Annotated in this window: 17 protein-coding genes and 2 pseudogenes; all 19 read right to left on the bottom strand. The window is 39.1% G+C overall.

Annotated features, from left to right (window positions below; genetic code table 11):
- Positions 1–11: 11 nt before the first annotated feature.
- On the bottom strand, positions 12–1,514 hold the full coding sequence (locus tag AC58DT_RS10000) for an efflux RND transporter periplasmic adaptor subunit (RefSeq protein WP_497216704.1): 1,503 nt from the start codon (positions 1,512–1,514) through the stop codon (positions 12–14).
- Positions 1,515–1,534: 20 nt separating this feature from the next.
- Entirely contained in the window at positions 1,535–1,816 is a 282-nt protein-coding gene (locus tag AC58DT_RS10005) for a hypothetical protein (RefSeq protein ID WP_497216705.1), read from the bottom strand.
- 18 nt (positions 1,817–1,834) lie between these two features.
- On the bottom strand, positions 1,835–3,019 hold the full coding sequence (locus tag AC58DT_RS10010; protein WP_497216706.1) for a TolC family protein: 1,185 nt from the start codon (positions 3,017–3,019) through the stop codon (positions 1,835–1,837).
- Positions 3,020–3,090: 71 nt separating this feature from the next.
- Positions 3,091–3,531 carry a hypothetical protein gene (locus AC58DT_RS10015; RefSeq protein WP_497216849.1) on the bottom strand — a complete coding sequence of 147 codons (441 nt, stop codon included), beginning with the start codon at positions 3,529–3,531 and terminating at the stop codon, positions 3,091–3,093.
- An 83-nt stretch (positions 3,532–3,614) separates the two neighbouring features.
- Positions 3,615–3,878: pseudogene (locus AC58DT_RS10020) on the bottom strand (zinc-dependent peptidase); the annotation flags it as partial.
- A 687-nt stretch (positions 3,879–4,565) separates the two neighbouring features.
- Entirely contained in the window at positions 4,566–6,527 is a 1,962-nt protein-coding gene (locus tag AC58DT_RS10025; RefSeq protein ID WP_136567578.1) for a heavy metal translocating P-type ATPase, read from the bottom strand.
- Positions 6,528–6,560: 33 nt separating this feature from the next.
- Entirely contained in the window at positions 6,561–7,103 is a 543-nt protein-coding gene (locus AC58DT_RS10030) for a hypothetical protein (RefSeq protein ID WP_025743378.1), read from the bottom strand.
- A gap of 168 nt (positions 7,104–7,271) precedes the next feature.
- Positions 7,272–7,538 (bottom strand): hypothetical protein, encoded by a 267-nt coding sequence (locus AC58DT_RS10035; RefSeq protein ID WP_025743379.1) that lies wholly within the window; start codon positions 7,536–7,538, stop codon positions 7,272–7,274.
- Positions 7,539–7,563: 25 nt separating this feature from the next.
- On the bottom strand, positions 7,564–7,923 hold the full coding sequence (locus AC58DT_RS10040) for a SpoIIAA family protein (protein WP_025743380.1): 360 nt from the start codon (positions 7,921–7,923) through the stop codon (positions 7,564–7,566).
- A gap of 178 nt (positions 7,924–8,101) precedes the next feature.
- Positions 8,102–8,536, bottom strand: a complete 435-nt coding sequence (locus AC58DT_RS10045) for a Fur family transcriptional regulator (protein ID WP_136567580.1) — start codon at positions 8,534–8,536, stop codon at positions 8,102–8,104.
- A 45-nt stretch (positions 8,537–8,581) separates the two neighbouring features.
- Positions 8,582–11,110: a heavy metal translocating P-type ATPase gene (locus AC58DT_RS10050; RefSeq protein ID WP_497216707.1), complete on the bottom strand. Its 2,529-nt coding sequence runs from the start codon at positions 11,108–11,110 to the stop codon at positions 8,582–8,584.
- Between the two features lie 9 nt (positions 11,111–11,119).
- Positions 11,120–11,467, bottom strand: a complete 348-nt coding sequence (locus AC58DT_RS10055; protein WP_008992769.1) for a SpoIIAA family protein — start codon at positions 11,465–11,467, stop codon at positions 11,120–11,122.
- Between the two features lie 44 nt (positions 11,468–11,511).
- Positions 11,512–11,934, bottom strand: coding sequence for a Fur family transcriptional regulator (locus tag AC58DT_RS10060; RefSeq protein WP_497216708.1), 423 nt, complete (start codon positions 11,932–11,934; stop codon positions 11,512–11,514).
- A 16-nt stretch (positions 11,935–11,950) separates the two neighbouring features.
- On the bottom strand, positions 11,951–12,289 hold the full coding sequence (locus tag AC58DT_RS10065; protein WP_076547108.1) for a P-II family nitrogen regulator: 339 nt from the start codon (positions 12,287–12,289) through the stop codon (positions 11,951–11,953).
- Positions 12,290–12,404: 115 nt separating this feature from the next.
- Complete coding sequence (locus AC58DT_RS10070; RefSeq protein WP_154192130.1) at positions 12,405–13,661, bottom strand: efflux RND transporter periplasmic adaptor subunit; 1,257 nt, start codon at positions 13,659–13,661, stop codon at positions 12,405–12,407.
- A 16-nt stretch (positions 13,662–13,677) separates the two neighbouring features.
- Positions 13,678–18,093, bottom strand: coding sequence for a CusA/CzcA family heavy metal efflux RND transporter (locus AC58DT_RS10075; RefSeq protein WP_497216709.1), 4,416 nt, complete (start codon positions 18,091–18,093; stop codon positions 13,678–13,680).
- A 119-nt stretch (positions 18,094–18,212) separates the two neighbouring features.
- Positions 18,213–18,608: a hypothetical protein gene (locus AC58DT_RS10080; protein WP_244745226.1), complete on the bottom strand. Its 396-nt coding sequence runs from the start codon at positions 18,606–18,608 to the stop codon at positions 18,213–18,215.
- A 56-nt stretch (positions 18,609–18,664) separates the two neighbouring features.
- Positions 18,665–19,459: pseudogene (locus AC58DT_RS10085) on the bottom strand (M90 family metallopeptidase).
- Between the two features lie 14 nt (positions 19,460–19,473).
- Complete coding sequence (locus AC58DT_RS10090) at positions 19,474–19,686, bottom strand: heavy-metal-associated domain-containing protein (protein WP_497216710.1); 213 nt, start codon at positions 19,684–19,686, stop codon at positions 19,474–19,476.
- Positions 19,687–19,692: the final 6 nt, after the last annotated feature.

The following is a 19,692-nucleotide window of genomic DNA, read 5'->3' on the forward strand; positions in this document are numbered from 1 at the left end:
TCTCTTCGTTTTTAATGTTCGTGACCGTGTGCCGGTGTAGAACCGGACATTGAAGCCATTTTAACTTGATACGCTCCCGTTGTCACGACCACTTCGCCAACTTGCAGACCTTCCAGTATCTCTACATTTTCGCCATTGCGTTTTCCAATCTTTACAGGTCGTCTTTCAAAACTTTCGCCTGATAGTTGAACGATAACTGAATAGCTTCCATAGTCTTCCAAGAGAGCATTCACAGGAATCATTGTGTTCTGTGTTGCATTTCCCATCGCTATCTGAACAGGTGTTAGACTTCCTATTGGCATATCGACGGTGGCATTGACTTCCGCAAAAACAGAAATCAAAGGGTTTTCACGTTCCACGTCCTTACCAATCGAAAGGATTTTGCCCTCGGCATCAGTTACGTCTTTCCATTGGTTATCAATATCTTGATACCATATACCTTGCACATTGCCCATCGCAAGTCCGTAGTTGGGTGCTAGCTGCGCTTTTAAAACTCTCGATTGATGCGTCCCAACTGTTACAAGCGCTACGCCTTGTTCTACGTAATCGCCATTTGAAACTGTTATGGATTTGATAAAGCCATCAAAAGGTGCTCGAATTTGTTTACTTCCGCCCGATACACCAGATACCAATGATTGATAGTTGGCTTTGGCTATCTCGAAACTACTCTCCACTTTTTCAAATTCAGATTTTGGGACTATTTTGGATTCGTATAGCTCCTTCTTTCTTTCATATTCCGATTTGGCTTGTTGGAATTTCGCTTTTGCGGAAGCGATATCTGTACTCAAATTGTTTGAAGCTAAACCTTGACTGTTCAAGCTCATTAACAGCTGACCTTGTTTTATCGCTGTACCCTCAGTAAGATTATTTACTTTAAAATCTACCACACCATTGGATTTTGCCGCCAAGGACTTTGTTGAACTTGGCGATGGCATCCAAACACCTGACGTATTGATGACATCGTAAATTTCACCTGAAATGACAGGTGCGGTCTGAAAATCGATTTTCCAAGCCTGCTCTTTTAAGAACGAGATACTTCCATCATCTTCGGCAGTACCCAAAGCTTTTATGGCGTCGTCTGCATTAGCATAAACCGTAACATCATCAATCGTGATTTTATCAAAATAATCAGGTGTTTTCAATTCAAAAACCAATTGATAGTTTCCAGTTTCTTTCGGTTGAATGGCAGGTGAAAAAATACCTGGTGATGAAGGTGCATCTACCATATTTCTGATGCCTTGACTATCTTTTATCAAACTAACCGTTACAGAACCTTCCCGAACGGGCTGGTGTTTATCCAAAACCGTAAAGTGGGCTGCGAATTTGCTGCCGTTGCCCACTATAAGCGCAGGAAACTCAACAAAGAGCTCTGTTTTATGCGTCCAGATAGTATGGCTCAATCGTGGAATTTCTTCGCCCACGTGACTGCCATCTTCATTGTGTGCGTGTGCATCTTCTGCCTTGTTATTGCAGGACATTGCCAAAAAGGCGAGCACTATTATTATATATTTCATCTTTCGTATTTATTTGATTTTTAATGGTCGTGGTGTTCAGCACCATCATCGTGTTTGTGGGTTTCGATCTTCGTTTCCATAGAATCTTTTCCTACTTGAAACTCTTCTTGTCCTATGGTTTCATCGTCCATATGACTACCATCGGCATTGTGTTCGTGTCCGTGGTCGTCGGTACCTTCGGTTTTTGTATCTCTGCAAGAGGTTATGGTAATCATTGAACCTATGGCTATTGCGAATATTATTTTTGAAATTTTACTCATTGCTAAATATTTGTTTTGGTATCCGTGAATCTTCGATTTCATAATTGTATGCTTTAAAATTTATAGTTGATGTTTTAAGAGTTGCGCCTGAAGCAATTGGATTTCCTTTTCCATCTGCAACATTTTATCTGATGCATTTCGGTAGAACTGAAGCTCTACATAATAATCCATAAACGAATATTCGCCCAACCTATAGGCCTTAAAAAGCAGTTGTTCGCTATTTAAATTGCCCATCGTGGTTAGATACTCATTGTATTTTTCGAGCATCAGTTCATATCGGTTGTACGTTTCCTGAAATTGTGCATAAAGCGACGCAGTAATAACTTGAGTGTTTGATTGCTGATACTCATAATCGGCTTCGGCGGCTTTTACCTTGTTCTTGCTGTTCCATAATGGAATGGAAATACCGCCATAAAATCCCGAATAATGACCGGTACTAATGCCTTGATAATTGTAACCAAGTGCGATATCAGGCAACACCTTGTTTTTTTCGAGTTTTACTTTTTGAAGCGAAGCCGTTTCAGCTGCCTTTAAACCTTGTAACGAAGGGTCGCTGGTTAATCTTTCTTGCCAAAGCGTTTCGACCTCGGCAACCTCGATAGGTAAATCTATACCTGCTGTAAAACCATCAATGGCATTCCCGCCATTCAATGTTCTGAGTTTGGACAGTAAAATTAGGATTTCACTTTCAATCTGTTCGACTACAAACTGCTCTTGAATCCAAGCGATTTTTGCCTTGTTTAAATCTAAAATCCCGACTTGTTCCTTATCATAAAGCTCTTCAACCTGGTTGAAAACCCTCTTGTTCTGGGCTCTTCTTTCGGCTTCAATAGTTTTCTGTTTTTGAAGGAAAGCAAGTTCAATCAGTACCGTTTTCGCTTCCAACAAAACTTCCTGCCTCTTTTTAGCATAGGATGTTTGCAGTTGCATCGACTTTAGGCCGTTCCATTTACTGCGCGAACCATATACCGTTGGAAATTCGAAGGATTGCGATATTTCATATTCCGTATAATTTCCTGTTGCATTATCGCCGAAGGGCAAATAATAACCTGAAAGTTGTGGGTCAGGTAAATTATTGGTACTCTTGTTTTCGAGTTGTTGGCTTTCAATGAATGATTGGTAGCCTTTTAACTCAGTATTATTCTGTTCTATCTCATTAAGTAGTTCCCCAATGTTTTTATTCTGTGAGAAACCACTAACAAAGAACAGGCATCCGCAAATCGCGGACACGATGTATTTCTTCATTGCTTGAAATTTTAAGTTTAATCTTAATGTATAACAGAATTCCTGCCGTAGCGGTAGGTATTCCTAAACGATTAACCTAAAGATGGTGGTCCTCGTAAATCGAGGGATGAGAGGTAAGAATTAAAATAGTTATTGGGCGGATGATAAATTGGCGCTTTACTGTTTTGCCTAATATCAACGACATAAAATTCTTGAAAATCAGAGGTAGAATTTACAACATTGTCATCTACGATAGTCTGCCGCTCAACAGTATTCCTTTTAAGTACAACAATATCGTTGGACACCGTTGAATGGACGTGCATATCCATAAAGAACCCAAAGAAACCGTATGGGGATTCTTCTTTTTCTTGGGAACTATCATCGTGATGGTGATGCTCGCCAGTATGAGCAATATCTGAATGGGAATGCGTTTCTGCGTGCTGATGATGCAAATGTGGAATAGCTTGATGCAGAACCATTAGGCTAAATAGACCCAAAAAGAAAAATACCGCTATTTTATTTGGTTTTTGCATCACTTACAAATATATAAATTTTAAAACTTGTAGCTATGTTTTTTTAACACGACATATAACTTTCGTTAAAAGACCTATATGTTTCAACTGATTGACTTTTGATTAAAACATTCGACCAACATTTTATATAGTTCTGGATGTTTCTTTTTAAGCAAGTCCGAGCGTTCAAAAAAATACTCTGAAGCAACGGCAAAGAATTCAGCTTGATTGGTGCCTCCATATTTTCTGATATCAGAGTGGTTATCATTTATCGCTTCCATTTCTTTATGGATTAAATACAGCCAAGATATTGAATATTGATGTTATAATAGCTGCTCTGGCACACCATCTGTTCTATCATTCAAATTATATTTACAAGATATAAGAATTTGTTTATATCCGTAAGATATTAATTGCCTCCATATTCCCATTCTTATTTGTATATCTCAAATTTCAGGATTAAAAGACTTTAATCTGTTACGTTATATGCTGAATGATTTGTAGAATTTGTGAAATATATTTTTTAGTAATACTGCTCATTACAAGTCTTTAATACACTTCAGTTTTTCTGCGATTATAGACATTATTATTTTAAAACTATGTGTTCATCCAATGATTCAATAGGTATAAAAATTTCTAAAAGTTTTAATAATAAAATAAAACATAAGACTATAACTAGAATTATTATAACTATTACCCACCATATTTTATCCTTTTTGGTAATGCTATTTTTTACAGAGGGTACTTTATTGCTTTTTTTATTTCGTCTATTCCGTCTATTTTCCGACATAGAATATCATTTTTACTATTTATCAATCATTTCCAATTCAATTTTTGTAGCCACACAAAACGCTTGAATATTATATCCTCTTAATTCATTAATGCTTATGAATATTTCCTTTTAGCACAAAAAAATAAAGCAGAAATGCGGCTATTACCATAAGGATTATCATAAGAATACCTTTGACCTTATCTCTTTTTGTGATGTCGGTATTCGATGATTTCCGATTTTTTTTGTTTCTTCTATTTCTTCTATTTTGAGACATTCTTTTATACTATTTCCAATTCATCTTCTGTAATCGAACCGCATTCAGAATGGCTAACAAGGCCACGCCTACATCGGCAAAAACTGCTTCCCACATCGTTGCCAGACCACCTGCGCCCAAAACCAAAACCACTGCTTTTACACCAAAGGCCAACCCAATATTCTGCCAAACGATGCGTCTTGTAGAACGTCCTATTTTTATGGCTCTAGCTATTTTACTTGGTTGGTCTGTTTGGATGATTACATCTGCGGTCTCTATCGCCACATCGCTGCCCAAACCACCCATTGCAATGCCAACATCGCTCGCTGCCAAAACCGGTGCATCGTTGATGCCATCGCCTATAAAGGCTACTTTAGTATTAAATTGTTTTTTCAAATGCTCAACTTCGTTGAGCTTATCTTCTGGTAACAAACCGCCTTTTGCAGTATCAATACTCATTTCTTTTGCCACTTGTTGGGTTATGGAATCCTTATCGCCGGAAAGCATTATGATTTTGGAAATACCGGATTCTCGAATTTGTTTGATGGCTTCGTGGGCATCTGCTTTCAATTCGTCTGCAATGATGACATAGCCAGCGAATTTGTTTTCAATAGAAACCATCACAACGGATTCTACAATGTTGTCGGTTTCAGATGGAACTTCAATATTATTTGAAGTCATCAATGGTTTATTCCCAACTAAAACAATTTTGCCATTGACCGTTCCCTTTAATCCTTTTCCTGCAACTTCAGTTACTTTGGTTGCCTGAAAATCTTCGCCATCAGCTTTGTATTCCATTATGGCCTTGGCAATGGGATGTGTTGATTGTTCTTCCATCGCCATCAGGTATTTCATCATTTCGGCTTCGCTCAATGACCCATTATTTACGACGACATTTTTAATTTTGAAAACACCTTTGGTCACAGTTCCGGTTTTGTCCATTACAACCGTGGTTACTTTTGTCATTTCGTCCAAAAAGGATGCGCCCTTAAAGAGAATCCCATTTTTGGATGCTGCTCCCAATCCACCAAAATAACCCAACGGAATAGAGATTACCAAAGCACACGGGCAGGAAATGACCAAGAATATCAATGCCCTGTATAACCAATCGCTAAACACGTATTCATCCACAAAAAAGTAAGGTAAAAATGTTAACCCAATCGCCAAGAACACTACAATAGGCGTATAAATTCTTGCAAATATTCTAATAAACAATTCTGTTTTCGATTTACGTGCCGTGGCATTCTGAACCATTTCGAGGATTCGTGCAATAGAACTGTCCTTAAATTCTTTGGTGGTTTCTATTTCAATTACACCGTCCAAATTTATGCTTCCCGCAAATACTTTTTCTCCCTTTGCAATGGTATCGGGTTTACTTTCGCCCGTTAAAGCCGCTGTATTGAACGAGCCTTTTTCAGAAAGTAAAATACCATCCAAAGGGATTTTTTCGCCCACACGAACTTGTACTTTTTCGCCAATGGCAACGGTTTCTGGATTTACAGAAATATAATTTTTGTTCCTATAGACCAAGGCTTCATTAGGTCGTACATCCAGTAATGCCTTGATGCTTCCCTTGGCTTTTTTAACCGCGGCACTTTGGAACAATTCGCCCACGGCATAAAATAGCATCACGGCAACACCTTCAGGATATTCGCCAATGGCGAATGCCCCTATTGTGGCAATTGACATCAAAAGAAATTCCGTAAAGAAATCTCCTTTTTTAATACTTTCCCAGCCTTCAATTATAACTGGAAATCCAACAGGAATATAGGCCATAACATACCAAACAATCCTTATCCAATCGGAAAAATGCGGGAAAATCTCCAGATAATCAACGATAATTCCAGTTATCAGCATTACAAAGCTGAATGTAGCGGGCAAATAAATTTTAAAAGTACTTGCGTTGTCATTACTGTTATGGCTACCATCATTGCCAATGCAACAATTTTCGCTGTCATTTATATGCTGTGAATTTTGCTTTTTCTTTTTCATTTATTTAAATTATAATTTTATTTAAATTCACAGTCATTCCAATCTCAACACCAATTGGGCAAACTGCACCTCTATGGTATCATCGATACCCTTTATTAAGGAATCCAAACCAGTATTTGAAACCAATAATTGTCCGGTTGCACTTATCAGGCAGGACATACTTACTCCTTGTTCTATATGGGTAATGGTTGCTTTAAATTGTGATTTAAAGGATTTCCCTTGATAAGTAACATCTATCAGCCAATTAAAGTTGATAGGGTCGTGCCGTTTTGATAAAAAATCTTGTGATGGAATTGTGCCAGTAAATCGTAGTATTAAAGGGTCTTCCCGCTGTTCTAAAAGGGCATTGATTTTAGGACTATCTGTTGATAAAGTCTTAAGGTCGAGTACACCATTGACCACTTTGGAATCATAATCAAGATATAGTGCCAATTTATGGCTTTCTGCCTTGACGGGTTTATTGTCAACCAAAGTCATCATCATAATATGACCTTCTTCAGTTGTATAAACTTTTTGGGCATTTACCTTATAATAACTAACCAACAAGATTATTAAAAAACAATGTTTAATATTCATAATGCCCATCTTTACTTGTATAATTTAAAAAAGCAGCTTCTACTTTTGCTTTTAATGCTATTAATCATTTTGCTTTAAAAAGCATCATAAAAGCTGCCTGCTATTAATTAAGTTTTCACTTAACTTATTTAAATAAAAAATTTCGCTCATTCCTATAACGATTTACCGCTACTTGTTATCTATATCCTTTTCTCTTTTACCGAAATAATAAATCAGCGCAACACTTGCACCTAATAAGCCAAACAGAGTGTTCTCAAAAATTTGATTCCCATTGATATTCAAAATTTCAATGAAATTATTTATTAAATATTGCCACCAATTAATTTCATAATTCTGTCTGCTAAACGTGAAAATTGTTATTCCAAAAGGTTGAAGGATAAAAACACCTACTGCAAACCCAATTAAAATGGTAATAAGAATGTTTTTTTTATTCATCGTTTGTCTTTTACAGTTATAAACTTTACAGGCTTTCAATCCAACTTTTGGCCTCTTCCTTTTGGTCTAAATTGAAATACTTAATATCGGCGTTGGTAAAAGGTTTCATAAATTGGGTTATCCAATTCTGCCATTTTTTATCTCCTACCATTGCTATTTTTTCATAGTCCGTGGCGTGGGCTGTGTCCATTTTCAGGTCTTCCCATAAACCAGGTAAATCCCAACCCGTAAAGTTGACCATCTCAAAATACCAACGGACTTTCATTCCCTTGTCCAGTATAGCGTGGATAAGTGGATGGATTTTTTCTATATCTTCTTTTCTCAATTTTCCCGAAGCTTTTGTTGCAACAATATTTTTTTCTTTTAACTCGATTATCTGTAACATTTTATATAGTTTTTAATTAAGTATTATCCTTCTAAATCATAAAACCATTCTTCCGCCCTTATGATGCCTTCTGATAATGATTTTTTTAGTTCTGTCATATTTTGTAGTTAAAGAGGGTGGAAGAAACCTGAACTGGACCATTGGGCGCAAGGGTTCAAGGTTCAAGTACTCCCACCTGTTATTTTTTTCTGCATTTTTCACAAATTCCTTTCAATACAAGGTTCACATCGTTCACTTCATAATCGTCTGGCAAGCTTTCTTCCGATATTTTATTTGGTAAACAGATTGTTTTCCTACAATCGGTACAATGAAAGTGCATATGTAAATCTGTACCGTATTTACCTTTGGCATTTTCATCAGAAATCGCATATTTTGACACCCCGACACCATCATTAATCTGATGAATCAACCCTTTATCCTCAAAAATCTTGAGATTGCGATAAAAGGTCGTTCTGTTGGCTGTTTTATTGGTTTCGCTCTTTTGAACAAAGGCTTTTTTTAAATCGGAAAAGGACACGGCACTTTGTTTCCTTTTCAGGAACTTGTATATCTTCGACCTCATTTGAGTAGGTCGAATCCCTTTAGCCAATAATGTTTTTTCCGTCTTTGTCATTTAATATTCTTTCAAAAAACCAGGTTCTTCTATGTCCCAATTTTTCTAATCTTTTTTATAAGCCAAAAGGCGCAGAGCATTGGCCACGACTACCAAGGTAGACCCCTCGTGAAACGCAACGGCAACCCCTATATTTGCCCAACTCAAAATGGTAGCCGGTATCAAAAGTGCCACAACCCCAAGGCTTACCCAAAGGTTCTGCTTGATTATGGCCTTTGCCTTCCTGCTCAAACCTATGGCAAAGGGCAGGGTTTCCAGTTTATCGGCCATTAGGGCAATGTCAGCCGTTTCCAATGCCACATCACTGCCCGCTGCACCCATTGCGATTCCTACGGTGCTGTTTGCCATTGCAGGGGCATCGTTCACACCGTCGCCAACCATTGCGACTTTGGATTCCTGTTCTTTTAATTTTTTAATGGCATCTACCTTTTCCTCTGGCAACAGGCTTCCCCAAGCATCGGTCAATCCAATTTCTTTAGCAACGGCGTCGGCAACCTTTTGATTATCCCCGGTTAGCATTATCATCCGCTTGATACCGATTTCCTTTAATTTTTTCAGCGTTTCCTTGGCCGCTTCCCGTGGGGTGTCCATCAGGGCGATGATACCGATATATTCTTTGTTCCTTCTTATAAGCATCGTCGTGTTTCCGCCCCCTTCAAGTTCTTTTACTTTATTCGATATTTCTTCGGATGGTTTTGCTTCATCGAGGTCTTCGTACAAGTCCAGGTTTCCAATATAGATTTTATCCTTGCCCAAGGACGCTTTGATACCTTTTCCGAGAATCGCTTCCAAATCTGACGCATCGGTAATATCAGTACCTTTCAGACGCTCTTTCCCATCCCTTACGACGGCTTTGGCCAAAGGGTGGTCGCTCAAGTTTTCAACGGCAACGACTATCTTTAACAGTTCATTTTCTTCAATATTCCCCAATGGTACTACTTCGGTAAGTTTGGGCTTGCCTTCGGTAAGCGTGCCCGTTTTATCAAAAGCCAAAGCGGTAATGACCCCTAAATCCTCAAGCGGTCGCCCACCTTTGATAAGTACACCGCCCCGTGCTGCCCGTGCCACACCGCTTAATACCGCACTTGGTGTTGAAATGGCCAGTGCACAGGGGCTGGCGGCTACCAATACTGCCATTGCACGGTAAAAACTGGCACTAAACGGTTCATCAATGACCAAAAAGGCAAAGAGTAGGATACTAACCAATATCAGTACGGATGGTACAAAATATTTTTCAAACTTGTCGGTCAACAGTTGGGTAGGGGATTTCTGGGTCTGTGCCTCGTTGACCAATTTGACCAGTCGGGACAGCGTAGAGTCTTTGGCTTCTTTGATTACCTTTATTTCCAGAGTATTATTACCGTTGATAGTTCCGGCAAAAACGCGGTTTTCGTCCTTGATATCATCGTCTGCCGAATAGTCCCTGCTCGTATCCTCCACAGGAATTTTGTCCACAGGTACACTTTCCCCTGTGATAGGTGCTTGGTTGACACTGCTTTTTCCTTTGACCACAACACCATCGGCAGATATTTTACTGTTGGGCTTGACCACAATGATATCGCCTATAATTAATTTTTCAATCCCGACTTCTTCTGTCTTGCCATCTTTTTTCAGCAAGGCCGTTTTTGGTGCCAAATCTGCCAGTGCTGCGATAGATTTTCGGGCCTTTTCCATTGCATAATGTTCAAGGGCGTGCCCCAAACTAAACAGGAACAATAACAATGCACCTTCTGCCCATTCTCCCAGAATGGCTGCACCAATGGCGGCAACCAGCATTAAGAAGTCAATTTCAAAACCGCCTTTGGCAACGGTCTGTACTGCTTCCTTGGCCGTAAAGAAACCACCGAAAAAGTAAGCGCCAATGTATAAAGTAAGACTGACCCAATCTGGGATGGATTCCACATAGGAAAGGCCGAAACCTATTCCGAGAAGTGCCCCACAGATAATGGAAAAAATGAGCTCCGTATTTTTACCGAAAATACCACCGTGGGCGTGCTCTTCTCCTTCCTCGTGGGTCTCGCCTTCTTTGTGCTCGTGTCCCTCTGTGGAAGTTTGCTCTTTAGTATCTTCCTTCTTTGAACGCTCCTGTTTTTTGGATGCTTTGGTGTAATCATTTTCGTTTGAAGCACTGCGTTGAACCTGAAGGTCTTCTTTTTCAATTTGTTTACTTATTTCATCAAAATTTGTTTGCTTTTTATCAAATTCAAGTCGTACCATTCCAGAGCCTGAAACGGAAGCTTCCAAAACTCCATTGATTGCCAAAAGGCTTTTCTCTATGGAACGAGCCTGTCTTGTGTGTCTGATTCCTTTAACTTCAATGAGCAAATGCCCGTATTTTTCGGTAATCTCGGCACCAGTACTTTCGGCGAGGGATTGAATGCGGTCAATGGAAATGATATCTGGGTCATAATGAAAACAGAGCTGTGGTACATCAGCTCCGTTTGCATCGGCAATGTGCACTTTTTCGATGCCCTCTTTAGCTTGTAGTTTTTGAATAAGCCTTTCAACACAAGAATCTTTTTCGTTAGGAACTTGCGGAAGGATGACCGGTATTTTTAGTTGTAGTTTTTCCATTTTTTATTTTTATTTTATCCACTCTTTGGCATCGTCTTTTTCTTCGGTCTTATAAAATTTTATATGGGCTTCTGAAAAAGGAAGCAATACCTCGGTAAATTGCTCTTGCCATTTAACGCTACCCACCAAAGCAACACGCTTTAAATGCTTTTCATTCGGAAGATTTAATTCAATACCCTTCCAATAGGCACTTACCGTCCAGCCTTCAAAATTTTGCATTTCAATGTACCAGAACACTTCCTGATATGCATTTATGTGTTCTGTTAAGACCGGTATCAAGTTTTCATAATCCTTGGCATCCAGCTTATTCTCTGCTACCATATATACCGTAGCCTCTTTTTTATAGATTGTTATCATTGCTAATTATTTATAAATGATAATTGAATTTAAAAACCAAAGGTTTAATCCAAATTGCCACTGCATTTTTCGCAGATACCCTTTACCACCAAGTTGATATCCTCGGTAATATAACCATCAGGCAAGTTGATATGAGGGATTTTATGTTCTGTTAAACAGACCGTCTCATTACAATTGTTGCAATGAAAGTGCAAATGAAGGTCGTTGCCGACCTCGCATTCACAATTTTCTTCGCAAAGGGCGTATTTTATAATTCCTGTCCCATCCTCGATTTGATGCACAATCCCTTTTTCTTCAAACGCTTTCATAGTCCTAAACAGGGTACTTCTTTCACTGATCTTAAAATCTTTTTCCAAATCGCCAAGGCTGATGGCAACATTCAACTCTGCCAACCGCTTATAGGTCATAAGGCGCATAGCTGTAGGTCGTATTCCTTTGCTTTCTAAAAATTGAACTATTTTTTCCATTTGTTTAGAAAGAGAATTACAGGTCGTAACGTTTTAAGGAATCTCCTGTTTTAATGTGAAACGCATCTTCTATATTAGCTATATAAATTATACCATCTCCAGGCCCGTCGGTTTTGGCGTTGGCTATAATTGTTTCAATGGCCGCTTGGGCTTCCTCATTTTGACAGACCAATTCCAATTTGACCACTGGACTATCTGTTACGTGAAAATCCAGCGACGGTCTGGCACCTTTTGCCTTGAACGCGCCCGTGCCTTCTGCTTGTGAAAGGGTCATACTTTCAAATCCATTGTCAGAAAGTGCTTCAATGACTCTTTGGATTCGGTTCGGTTTTATAAATGCTTTTATTTCTTTCATATTATTAACTTTTTAAATTTTTAATCAATTTTGAACCGAGTCTGTTTTATAATTTTTAACTAACTAATTAAGACGATAAACAAACTCGGAATCAAAACCTTTGATTATTATTGAATTAATGTCCGTGTTCCAGTTCGCCCTTTATCATTTCAGAAGACAGGTTATAAGCTCCGTTTATGACCACTTTGGCATCGGTTGAAACTTCGGCAGGCAGATTGACTTCAACAAAGCCTAAATCAGTAATACCAACCGTTACGGGTATCATTTTGAATTTCATTTTGCCTACTTCCATTTCCTCATCTTCATCCAAGATAAAAATAAAGGATTGCTCGCCTTCCTTTATAATGGCGGCTTCCGGAACGGCAAAACCCTTTTTCTCGCCCTGCACTATGCGCCCTTCTACATACATACCTGGCAAAAGATTTTTATCCTTGTTTTCTATATCAGCAAGAACTTCTATGGCTTTTGGGTCTGTCTCAAAAGTTTTACCTATAGACCGAACGGTTGCTTTAAGCAGTTCATCTGGGCGAGAGGCCGTGGAAAAATATATCTGTTGTCCTTTCTGGATTTGCTTTATGTCCTTTTCATAGACTTTGAAGTTTACATAAATTTTTGAATTATCGCTTATCGAGAACATTTTGGATTGTTGTGCCACGTAATCGCCAAGGCTAATCATTACTTCATCCACATAACCACTTATGGGTGTGGTAATGGGAACTGCGGAATATATCTGTCCTTCCGCCACTTTTTCCGGATTAATCCCCAACAACTTCAATTGGGCCCTCAAACCATTGACGCTGGATGTTGTGGAACGAAATTTTGATTGAGCCATTTGAAATTCCTTTCCCGAAGAAACGCCTTTGTCATAAAGCGTCTGCTTGCGTTCAAAATCCTGTTTCAAAAAGACCAGTTCGTCATTTTTTTCCTGATAGTCCTGTTGCATTGCAATGATATCCGGGTGTTCTATATATGCCAGCACTTGACCTTTGCTTACGTTATCTCCGGGTATTACTTTTATGGCACTCACATTTCCACCAACAAACGGGCTTATGTTCGCCTTGTCCTGTGGGAAAAGCTCCAGCGTTCCCGTTACCTTAATGTTGTTCCCTAAATTGCGTTCCTCCAAAGGTTTCATTTCCAAACCTATGGTTTCGGCCTGTTGCTTTGTAAGTTCCACAACGCCTTCTTCCTCGCTGTGACCTTCTTCTTCTCCTTCATTGTGGCCTTCATCGCCGTGTGCATCTTCCCCAGCTTCATTGGTTTTTGATACGCCTTCGGCTTCGTTATGCCCAAGTTCAGATTTTGGGGCATCATTACAACTCATAAACATAAGTGTAAATAATACGGTACTTACTAATAATATATTCTTCATTTTTCTTTTTTTAAGATTATAAATTGCCCAATTGATATTGTATCTCAATGGATTGTTGGTTAAACTGGTTTATGTATTGCAAATGGTTTTGTTTTATCCTGATGGCACTGTTGAGAATTGTGATATAATTGACATAATCTATTTCGCCTTCCTTGGATGCCAATTGCGCTGTGGTAATTTGCTGTTCTGCCAACAATAGTGCGCCTTCTTCGTAATATTGCAAAATCTTCTTTGTTTTTTCAAGGGATTTAGTCAATTGCGACACACGACTTTCCGTGACCGCCTTTTGTTCCAAATATTGATTCTCTGCTACCATTGCGTCTGCCTTGGCCGCCTTTACCCTTGACTTCTGGGGAAAAAACCATAACGGAATGCTAATACCTGCCTGATAGGTGTTGAAGCCTGACACTTCATCCACAACCTGTCTGCCATACGATAAGCTGAATTTCGGCAGGAATTGTGATTTCTCAACACCTACGTTTGCCTTGCTTACTTCGGCATTTTGCAACGCATATTGCAACATTGGGTTATTGGCCACCGAAGTGGAATCCAATGTCGCCATAAAATCCAATGTTTTGTATGGTTCATTAATGGTCTCAATGGATTCGTCGGTTCCCAAATATTGTTTTAAGACACGTTTGGCAATTTCAATATCATCAAAGGCCTGTTGCCTTAATACTTGAATCTGTTGAAATTCGGAAGAGGCTGAAATAAATTCCAATTTGCCTGTTTCTCCCGTATCATAGCGAAGTTGGGCAGCGGTCTTAAAATTGGCATAAATACTGTCCAATTGGTCTGCAAAGCGCAACTGCGCCTTATAATAATTTATTTGGTCATACGCTTGCATCACATTCCGCACCAATTGTTGTTCACTGGCCACATAAAACTTTTCTCCCAAGGCAATACGCTCTTTATAAAACTTCGATTTTGAAAATCCGGATAGCAAATCAATATTGCCCTGTTGCACACCAACGGTTGTTTGTACTCCAGGAAGATTATTGCCATATTCTTCTTTGCCCGTGAAAACTTGGGTGCTACCAAGGTCAAAACTCGTTCCCTTTAGTGCCTTTTCCCGGTCAATAAATGCCTGACTTTCCTTAAGCGATGGATAATTCTGTTTAGCCATAGCAATGGCCTCATCAATGGTCAAGGTCGTTGGGATTGTACCATCTTGATTGGTGTCTTGGGCAAATGAAGTACCAGAAGCCATCAAACCTCCCACCATCAATAATACGGTTACGATACTGGGTGATGTTTTAATATAGCTTACATCTCCACCATTGTCCTTCTTTTCTTTTCGGGATTCCAGCCAATAGTATAATACGGGAAGGACCACAAGCGTCAAAAACGTTGCGGTAATCAAACCACCGATAACCACTGTTGCCAAAGGCCTTTGCACTTCCGCACCACCAGAGGTAGAAACCGCCATAGGGATAAAGCCCATAATGGCAGCGGTTGCCGTCAGCAAAATTGGACGTAAGCGTTCGTGCGTTGCTTCGTATATTCGTTTTTTTAAGTCTGTCATTCCACTTTCTTTTAGTTCATTGAATTTGTTTATCAGTACCAATCCGTTTAAAACCGCAACTCCAAAGAGCACGATAAAACCAACGCCTGCGGAAATACTAAATGGCATTCCACGAACCCACAAAGCAAATACGCCACCAATGGCCGCCAAAGGCACTGCCATATAAATCATTACCGATTGTGAGAACGAACTCAAGGCAAAATAAAGCAATATGAATATTAAGAAAAGTGCAATAGGCACTACAATCATCAATCGGTCAGAAGCACGTTGTAGGTTTTCGAACGAACCTCCATAGGTTACAAAATAACCAGGTGGCAATTTTACTTGTGTTTCCAATTTTTGCTGTATTTCCTCGACCATCGATTTTACATCGCGTCCACGGACATTGACACCTACCGAAATACGACGGGAGGTGTTGTCCCTTGAAATTTGCATCGGTCCGGGTTTATAACTGATTTCCGCCACTTCCTTTAATGGTACTTGCGCTCCATTTGGCAAATCGATATAAAGATTTTTAAGGTTGTTGATGTCTTGTCTAAATTCCTTTGCCAATCGGATAACCACATCGAACCGTTTTTCGCCTTCAAAAATTACACCTGCCTCTTCTCCTGCAAAGGCGGCACTTACATAATCATTCAATTTATCCACGGTTACACCGTATTGTGCCATTTTTGCGCGATTGTATTCCACCGTCATTTGAGGTAAGCCGCTGGTGGCTTCTACATTCAAATCTGCTGCGCCAGGGACGGTTCTGATGACCGCAGCAATTTCCTGTACCTTGTCTGCCAAAACGCCCAAATCTTCTCCGTACAATTTAATGGCCACGTCCTCACGGACACCTGTAAGCAATTCATTAAAACGAAGTTCTACAGGTTGGGTAAACACGAAATTTACGCCTGGAACAACTGAAATTTTTTCCTGTATTTTTTCGATAAGTTCTTCTTTGCTGTCTGCTGAAGTCCATTTGCTCTTATCTTTTTCAAGAATAATATAACTATCCGCAATGTCCATAGGCATTGGGTCGGTTGGGATTTCGGCAACCCCAATTCTTGAAATTACGGTTTTTACTTCTGGAAATTCATTGATTAAATTTTGAAGTTTTTTTGAAGCCTCGATGGACTCCGTAAGGCTGCTACCTGGTTTTATCAACGCTTGGAATGCAATATCGCCCTCATCGAATTTTGGGATAAATTCGCCACCCATATTGCTGAAGATAAATCCTGCGATTAATAGTAGGGTAACTGCGCCTATAACGACACCAGCCCGAAAACGAAGTGCAAAATTGAGCAACGGTACATATCCTCTATTTAGCCCAGACATTATTTTATCACTGAACCTATCAATTTTATTTTCAAACTTGGCAAACCAACTGTTTTGGTTCTTTGCTGGTTTCAAGAACATCGACGAAATCATTGGGACGTAAGTAAGACAAAGGATAATCGCTCCCAAAACAGCAAATCCAAAGGTAAAAGCCATTGGACGGAACATTTTTCCTTCCACACCAGTTAAAAAGAGAATCGGTGTAAAGACGATAAGAATAATAAGCTGTCCGAAAAATGCCGAATTCATCATCGTACTTGCCGATTCGTAGGCTATTTCATCCATTTCGGGCTGACCTATGGCAGTAGTGGTTTTTTTCATCCGTTGATGGATATGGAATACCATTCCTTCAACAATGATTACCGCACCATCCACGATGATTCCAAAGTCGATTGCACCCAAGGACATTAAATTTGCCCACACCCCAAATTGTTTCATCAAAATAAATGCGAAGAGCAATGATAAAGGGATTACCGAAGCTGTAATCAAACCACCACGGAAGCTTCCCAACAATAACACCAAAACAAAAATCACAATTAGCGAACCTTCAATAAGGTTTTTCTCGACTGTACTTGTGGTTCTTCCTATCAATTCACTTCGACTTAAAAACGGTGCTATATAAACCCCTTCCGGCAAGGATTTTTGTATTTCATCAATCCGGTTTTGTACATTTTCTATCACAGTACCAGGGCTTTCGCCTTTAAGCATCAAAATCTGTCCGCCTACGGATTCGTGACCGTCTTGGGTAAATGCACCATAACGCACTTGGTTTCCGTAGCCCACTTTTTCGGCAACGTCCCTTACCAAGACAGGGCTTCCATTTTGAGTGGTCACAACCGTGTTTTCCAAATCGGCGATACTTCGAGCCAGCCCTTCGCCACGGATAAAATTGGCTTGGTGGTTTTTTTCAATGTAAGCACCACCGGTATTAGCATTGTTCACTTTAAGAGCTTCAAAAACCTGATTCATTGTAATGCCAAAACTTTTTAGTTTATCAGGATTTATGGCAACTTCATATTGTTTTACATAACCTCCAAAAGCATTGACCTCGACGACTCCGGGGACTAACGCCATTTGGCGTTTTACAATCCAGTCCTGTATGGTGCGAAGCTCCATGGCATCATATTTGTCCTCATAGCCTTCTTTTACTTTTAAGGTATATTGAAAAATTTCGCCCAGACCTGTTGTTATGGGAGCCATAAAAGGTGTGCCAAAACCTTCGGGGATTTCTCCGGCAACTTCGGTTAATTTCTCTTGTACCAATTGCCGTGGCAGATAAGTGCCTGCCTCGTCCTTAAAAACAATGGTAACCACGGACAGCCCAAAACGGGATACTGAACGCAGCTCGATGACGTCAGGAAGATTGGCCATTGCCAATTCTACGGGATAGGTAACAAATTGTTCTATATCTTCTGTCCCCAAGTTTGGGGCCACGGTTATTACCTGTACTTGGTTGTTTGTTATATCGGGTACAGAACCCAAGTTTATAGTGGCCATAGACCAAATGCCCGTACCAACCAATGCCACTATAAATAAGCCAATAATAAATTTATTATTAATGGAAAATGAAATGATTTTGTTAATCATAGAAAAAGTATTAATTCAGTTTAAAACTTACGATGCGAATAGGTGCAACGCATTTATATAGCAATGCCTATCTTGAGAAGCATCACGTTAGGATATAGCTATCCTTAAAAAAAACTGAATTATACTTTAGGGGGTTGGAAAAGCGATTCCAAATATCTGGAAGAGAAGTTTACTTTATGTAAGTTAACCTGTTTTTTTCCTTCAAACTTTAATTGATTAATTAAAGCCAAATTGTTGTTCTCAATCATTAACACTAAAGGGTGACAACATTGCTGATGGGAATGGATTGGTGTATTCTCCTTATCAGGGTTATGATGATGCCCTTCATTTTTTGCACCATTGTCAATGTAATCTTCGACTACGTATTCAAGGAAAGAGTCTCCATAAACTTTATGGTCTTGATAATGGGTAATAATGCTTGAAATTTCTTTAATTGGCCCACAAAAGTCCATATCAATGCTGATTCCCTGAAAAAAGAATAAAATAGACATTGATATGGAAAAGAATATTTTCATAAAGTTTGACAAAGATACAAAAATTGAGATGCACAGGTTGTGCAAAGAAATTATCATTATATTTTGTAATGTGAAACATTACCTCTCAAATTTTGATTAAAACATTCACTCAACATCCTGTATAATTCAGGATGTTTCTTTTTAAGCAAGTCCGGACGTTCAAAAAAGTATTCCGAAGCTACAGCAAAGAATTCAGCTTGATTGGTGCCACCATATTTTCGGATATCAGAATGGTTATCATTTATCGCTTCCATTTCTTTATGGATTAAGTTTAACCAAGGTATGGCATATTGATGTTCCAATAATCGCTCTGGCACACCGTCTGTTCTATCGTCCAACTTATCTATAAGGTGCACAAATTCGCGTATGCCAGTATTACTTTTATCCGTTGTATTTTTAAAGCCGTGGTACAATGCTTTCTTGGAAAGTATCATCTGTTTCTCGAACCTTCCATTTCCAACTATTCCACCAATATTCCGTGAGTTATCCTTACTGCTAAATTGCATATCCTCATTAAAATTATCAGGATATAAAAGGATACCACTTAAATTGGTGTAATGCCATTCTTTAAAGCCAAAAACTGGAATGACGGCACTTGCTGCAATTAAAACCTTATCCAACTCTTCCAGTTCAAACTGCACAGCATCGATATAGACCTCACTTAAAAATTGCATCATTTTTTGCTAAAAAATAAGCTGCCTATCTTTTGAAAGGTTTCTATAAAACAGCACATTATCCATCAGTAATTTGTGCCAATCCTCTGGAAATGGCTTTACGTTATGGCGTTTCGCTTTTCTATAAAAATGAACAGCAAAGAGAACAATCACAACTGAAATTAAAATGTAAGCCATATTAAAAAAACGTATTAGTCTACAGGTTCCGCCTTAAATCCTGCTTTTTGCAAAGTCGATTTTACGTCTTCTTCGGTTGCACCATCGCTTTCAATAGTTAGGATTTTATTAGGATTGGCGGTATCTACTTCCCAACTTTCTACACCTTCTTGTTTGTTTAAAAAAGGGGTTACTTTTGATACACACCCACCACAATTGATATTTGTTTTAAATTTTAAAGTTTTCATAGTATT

It is taken from the genome of Aequorivita sp. CRS11 (assembly GCF_059693805.1).

What these genes read in the sequence shown, in the direction of transcription:
- AC58DT_RS10000 (WP_497216704.1), bottom strand. Translation starts at nt 1,514, where the DNA reads ATGAAATATATAATAATAGTGCTCGCCTTTTTGGCAATGTCCTGCAAT.
- AC58DT_RS10005 (WP_497216705.1), bottom strand. Translation starts at nt 1,816, where the DNA reads ATGAAATCGAAGATTCACGGATACCAAAACAAATATTTAGCAATGAGT.
- AC58DT_RS10010 (WP_497216706.1), bottom strand. Translation starts at nt 3,019, where the DNA reads ATGAAGAAATACATCGTGTCCGCGATTTGCGGATGCCTGTTCTTTGTT.
- AC58DT_RS10015 (WP_497216849.1), bottom strand. Translation starts at nt 3,531, where the DNA reads ATGCAAAAACCAAATAAAATAGCGGTATTTTTCTTTTTGGGTCTATTT.
- AC58DT_RS10025 (WP_136567578.1), bottom strand. Translation starts at nt 6,527, where the DNA reads ATGAAAAAGAAAAAGCAAAATTCACAGCATATAAATGACAGCGAAAAT.
- AC58DT_RS10030 (WP_025743378.1), bottom strand. Translation starts at nt 7,103, where the DNA reads ATGAATATTAAACATTGTTTTTTAATAATCTTGTTGGTTAGTTATTAT.
- AC58DT_RS10035 (WP_025743379.1), bottom strand. Translation starts at nt 7,538, where the DNA reads ATGAATAAAAAAAACATTCTTATTACCATTTTAATTGGGTTTGCAGTA.
- AC58DT_RS10040 (WP_025743380.1), bottom strand. Translation starts at nt 7,923, where the DNA reads ATGTTACAGATAATCGAGTTAAAAGAAAAAAATATTGTTGCAACAAAA.
- AC58DT_RS10045 (WP_136567580.1), bottom strand. Translation starts at nt 8,536, where the DNA reads ATGACAAAGACGGAAAAAACATTATTGGCTAAAGGGATTCGACCTACT.
- AC58DT_RS10050 (WP_497216707.1), bottom strand. Translation starts at nt 11,110, where the DNA reads ATGGAAAAACTACAACTAAAAATACCGGTCATCCTTCCGCAAGTTCCT.
- AC58DT_RS10055 (WP_008992769.1), bottom strand. Translation starts at nt 11,467, where the DNA reads ATGATAACAATCTATAAAAAAGAGGCTACGGTATATATGGTAGCAGAG.
- AC58DT_RS10060 (WP_497216708.1), bottom strand. Translation starts at nt 11,934, where the DNA reads ATGGAAAAAATAGTTCAATTTTTAGAAAGCAAAGGAATACGACCTACA.
- AC58DT_RS10065 (WP_076547108.1), bottom strand. Translation starts at nt 12,289, where the DNA reads ATGAAAGAAATAAAAGCATTTATAAAACCGAACCGAATCCAAAGAGTC.
- AC58DT_RS10070 (WP_154192130.1), bottom strand. Translation starts at nt 13,661, where the DNA reads ATGAAGAATATATTATTAGTAAGTACCGTATTATTTACACTTATGTTT.
- AC58DT_RS10075 (WP_497216709.1), bottom strand. Translation starts at nt 18,093, where the DNA reads ATGATTAACAAAATCATTTCATTTTCCATTAATAATAAATTTATTATT.
- AC58DT_RS10080 (WP_244745226.1), bottom strand. Translation starts at nt 18,608, where the DNA reads ATGAAAATATTCTTTTCCATATCAATGTCTATTTTATTCTTTTTTCAG.
- AC58DT_RS10090 (WP_497216710.1), bottom strand. Translation starts at nt 19,686, where the DNA reads ATGAAAACTTTAAAATTTAAAACAAATATCAATTGTGGTGGGTGTGTA.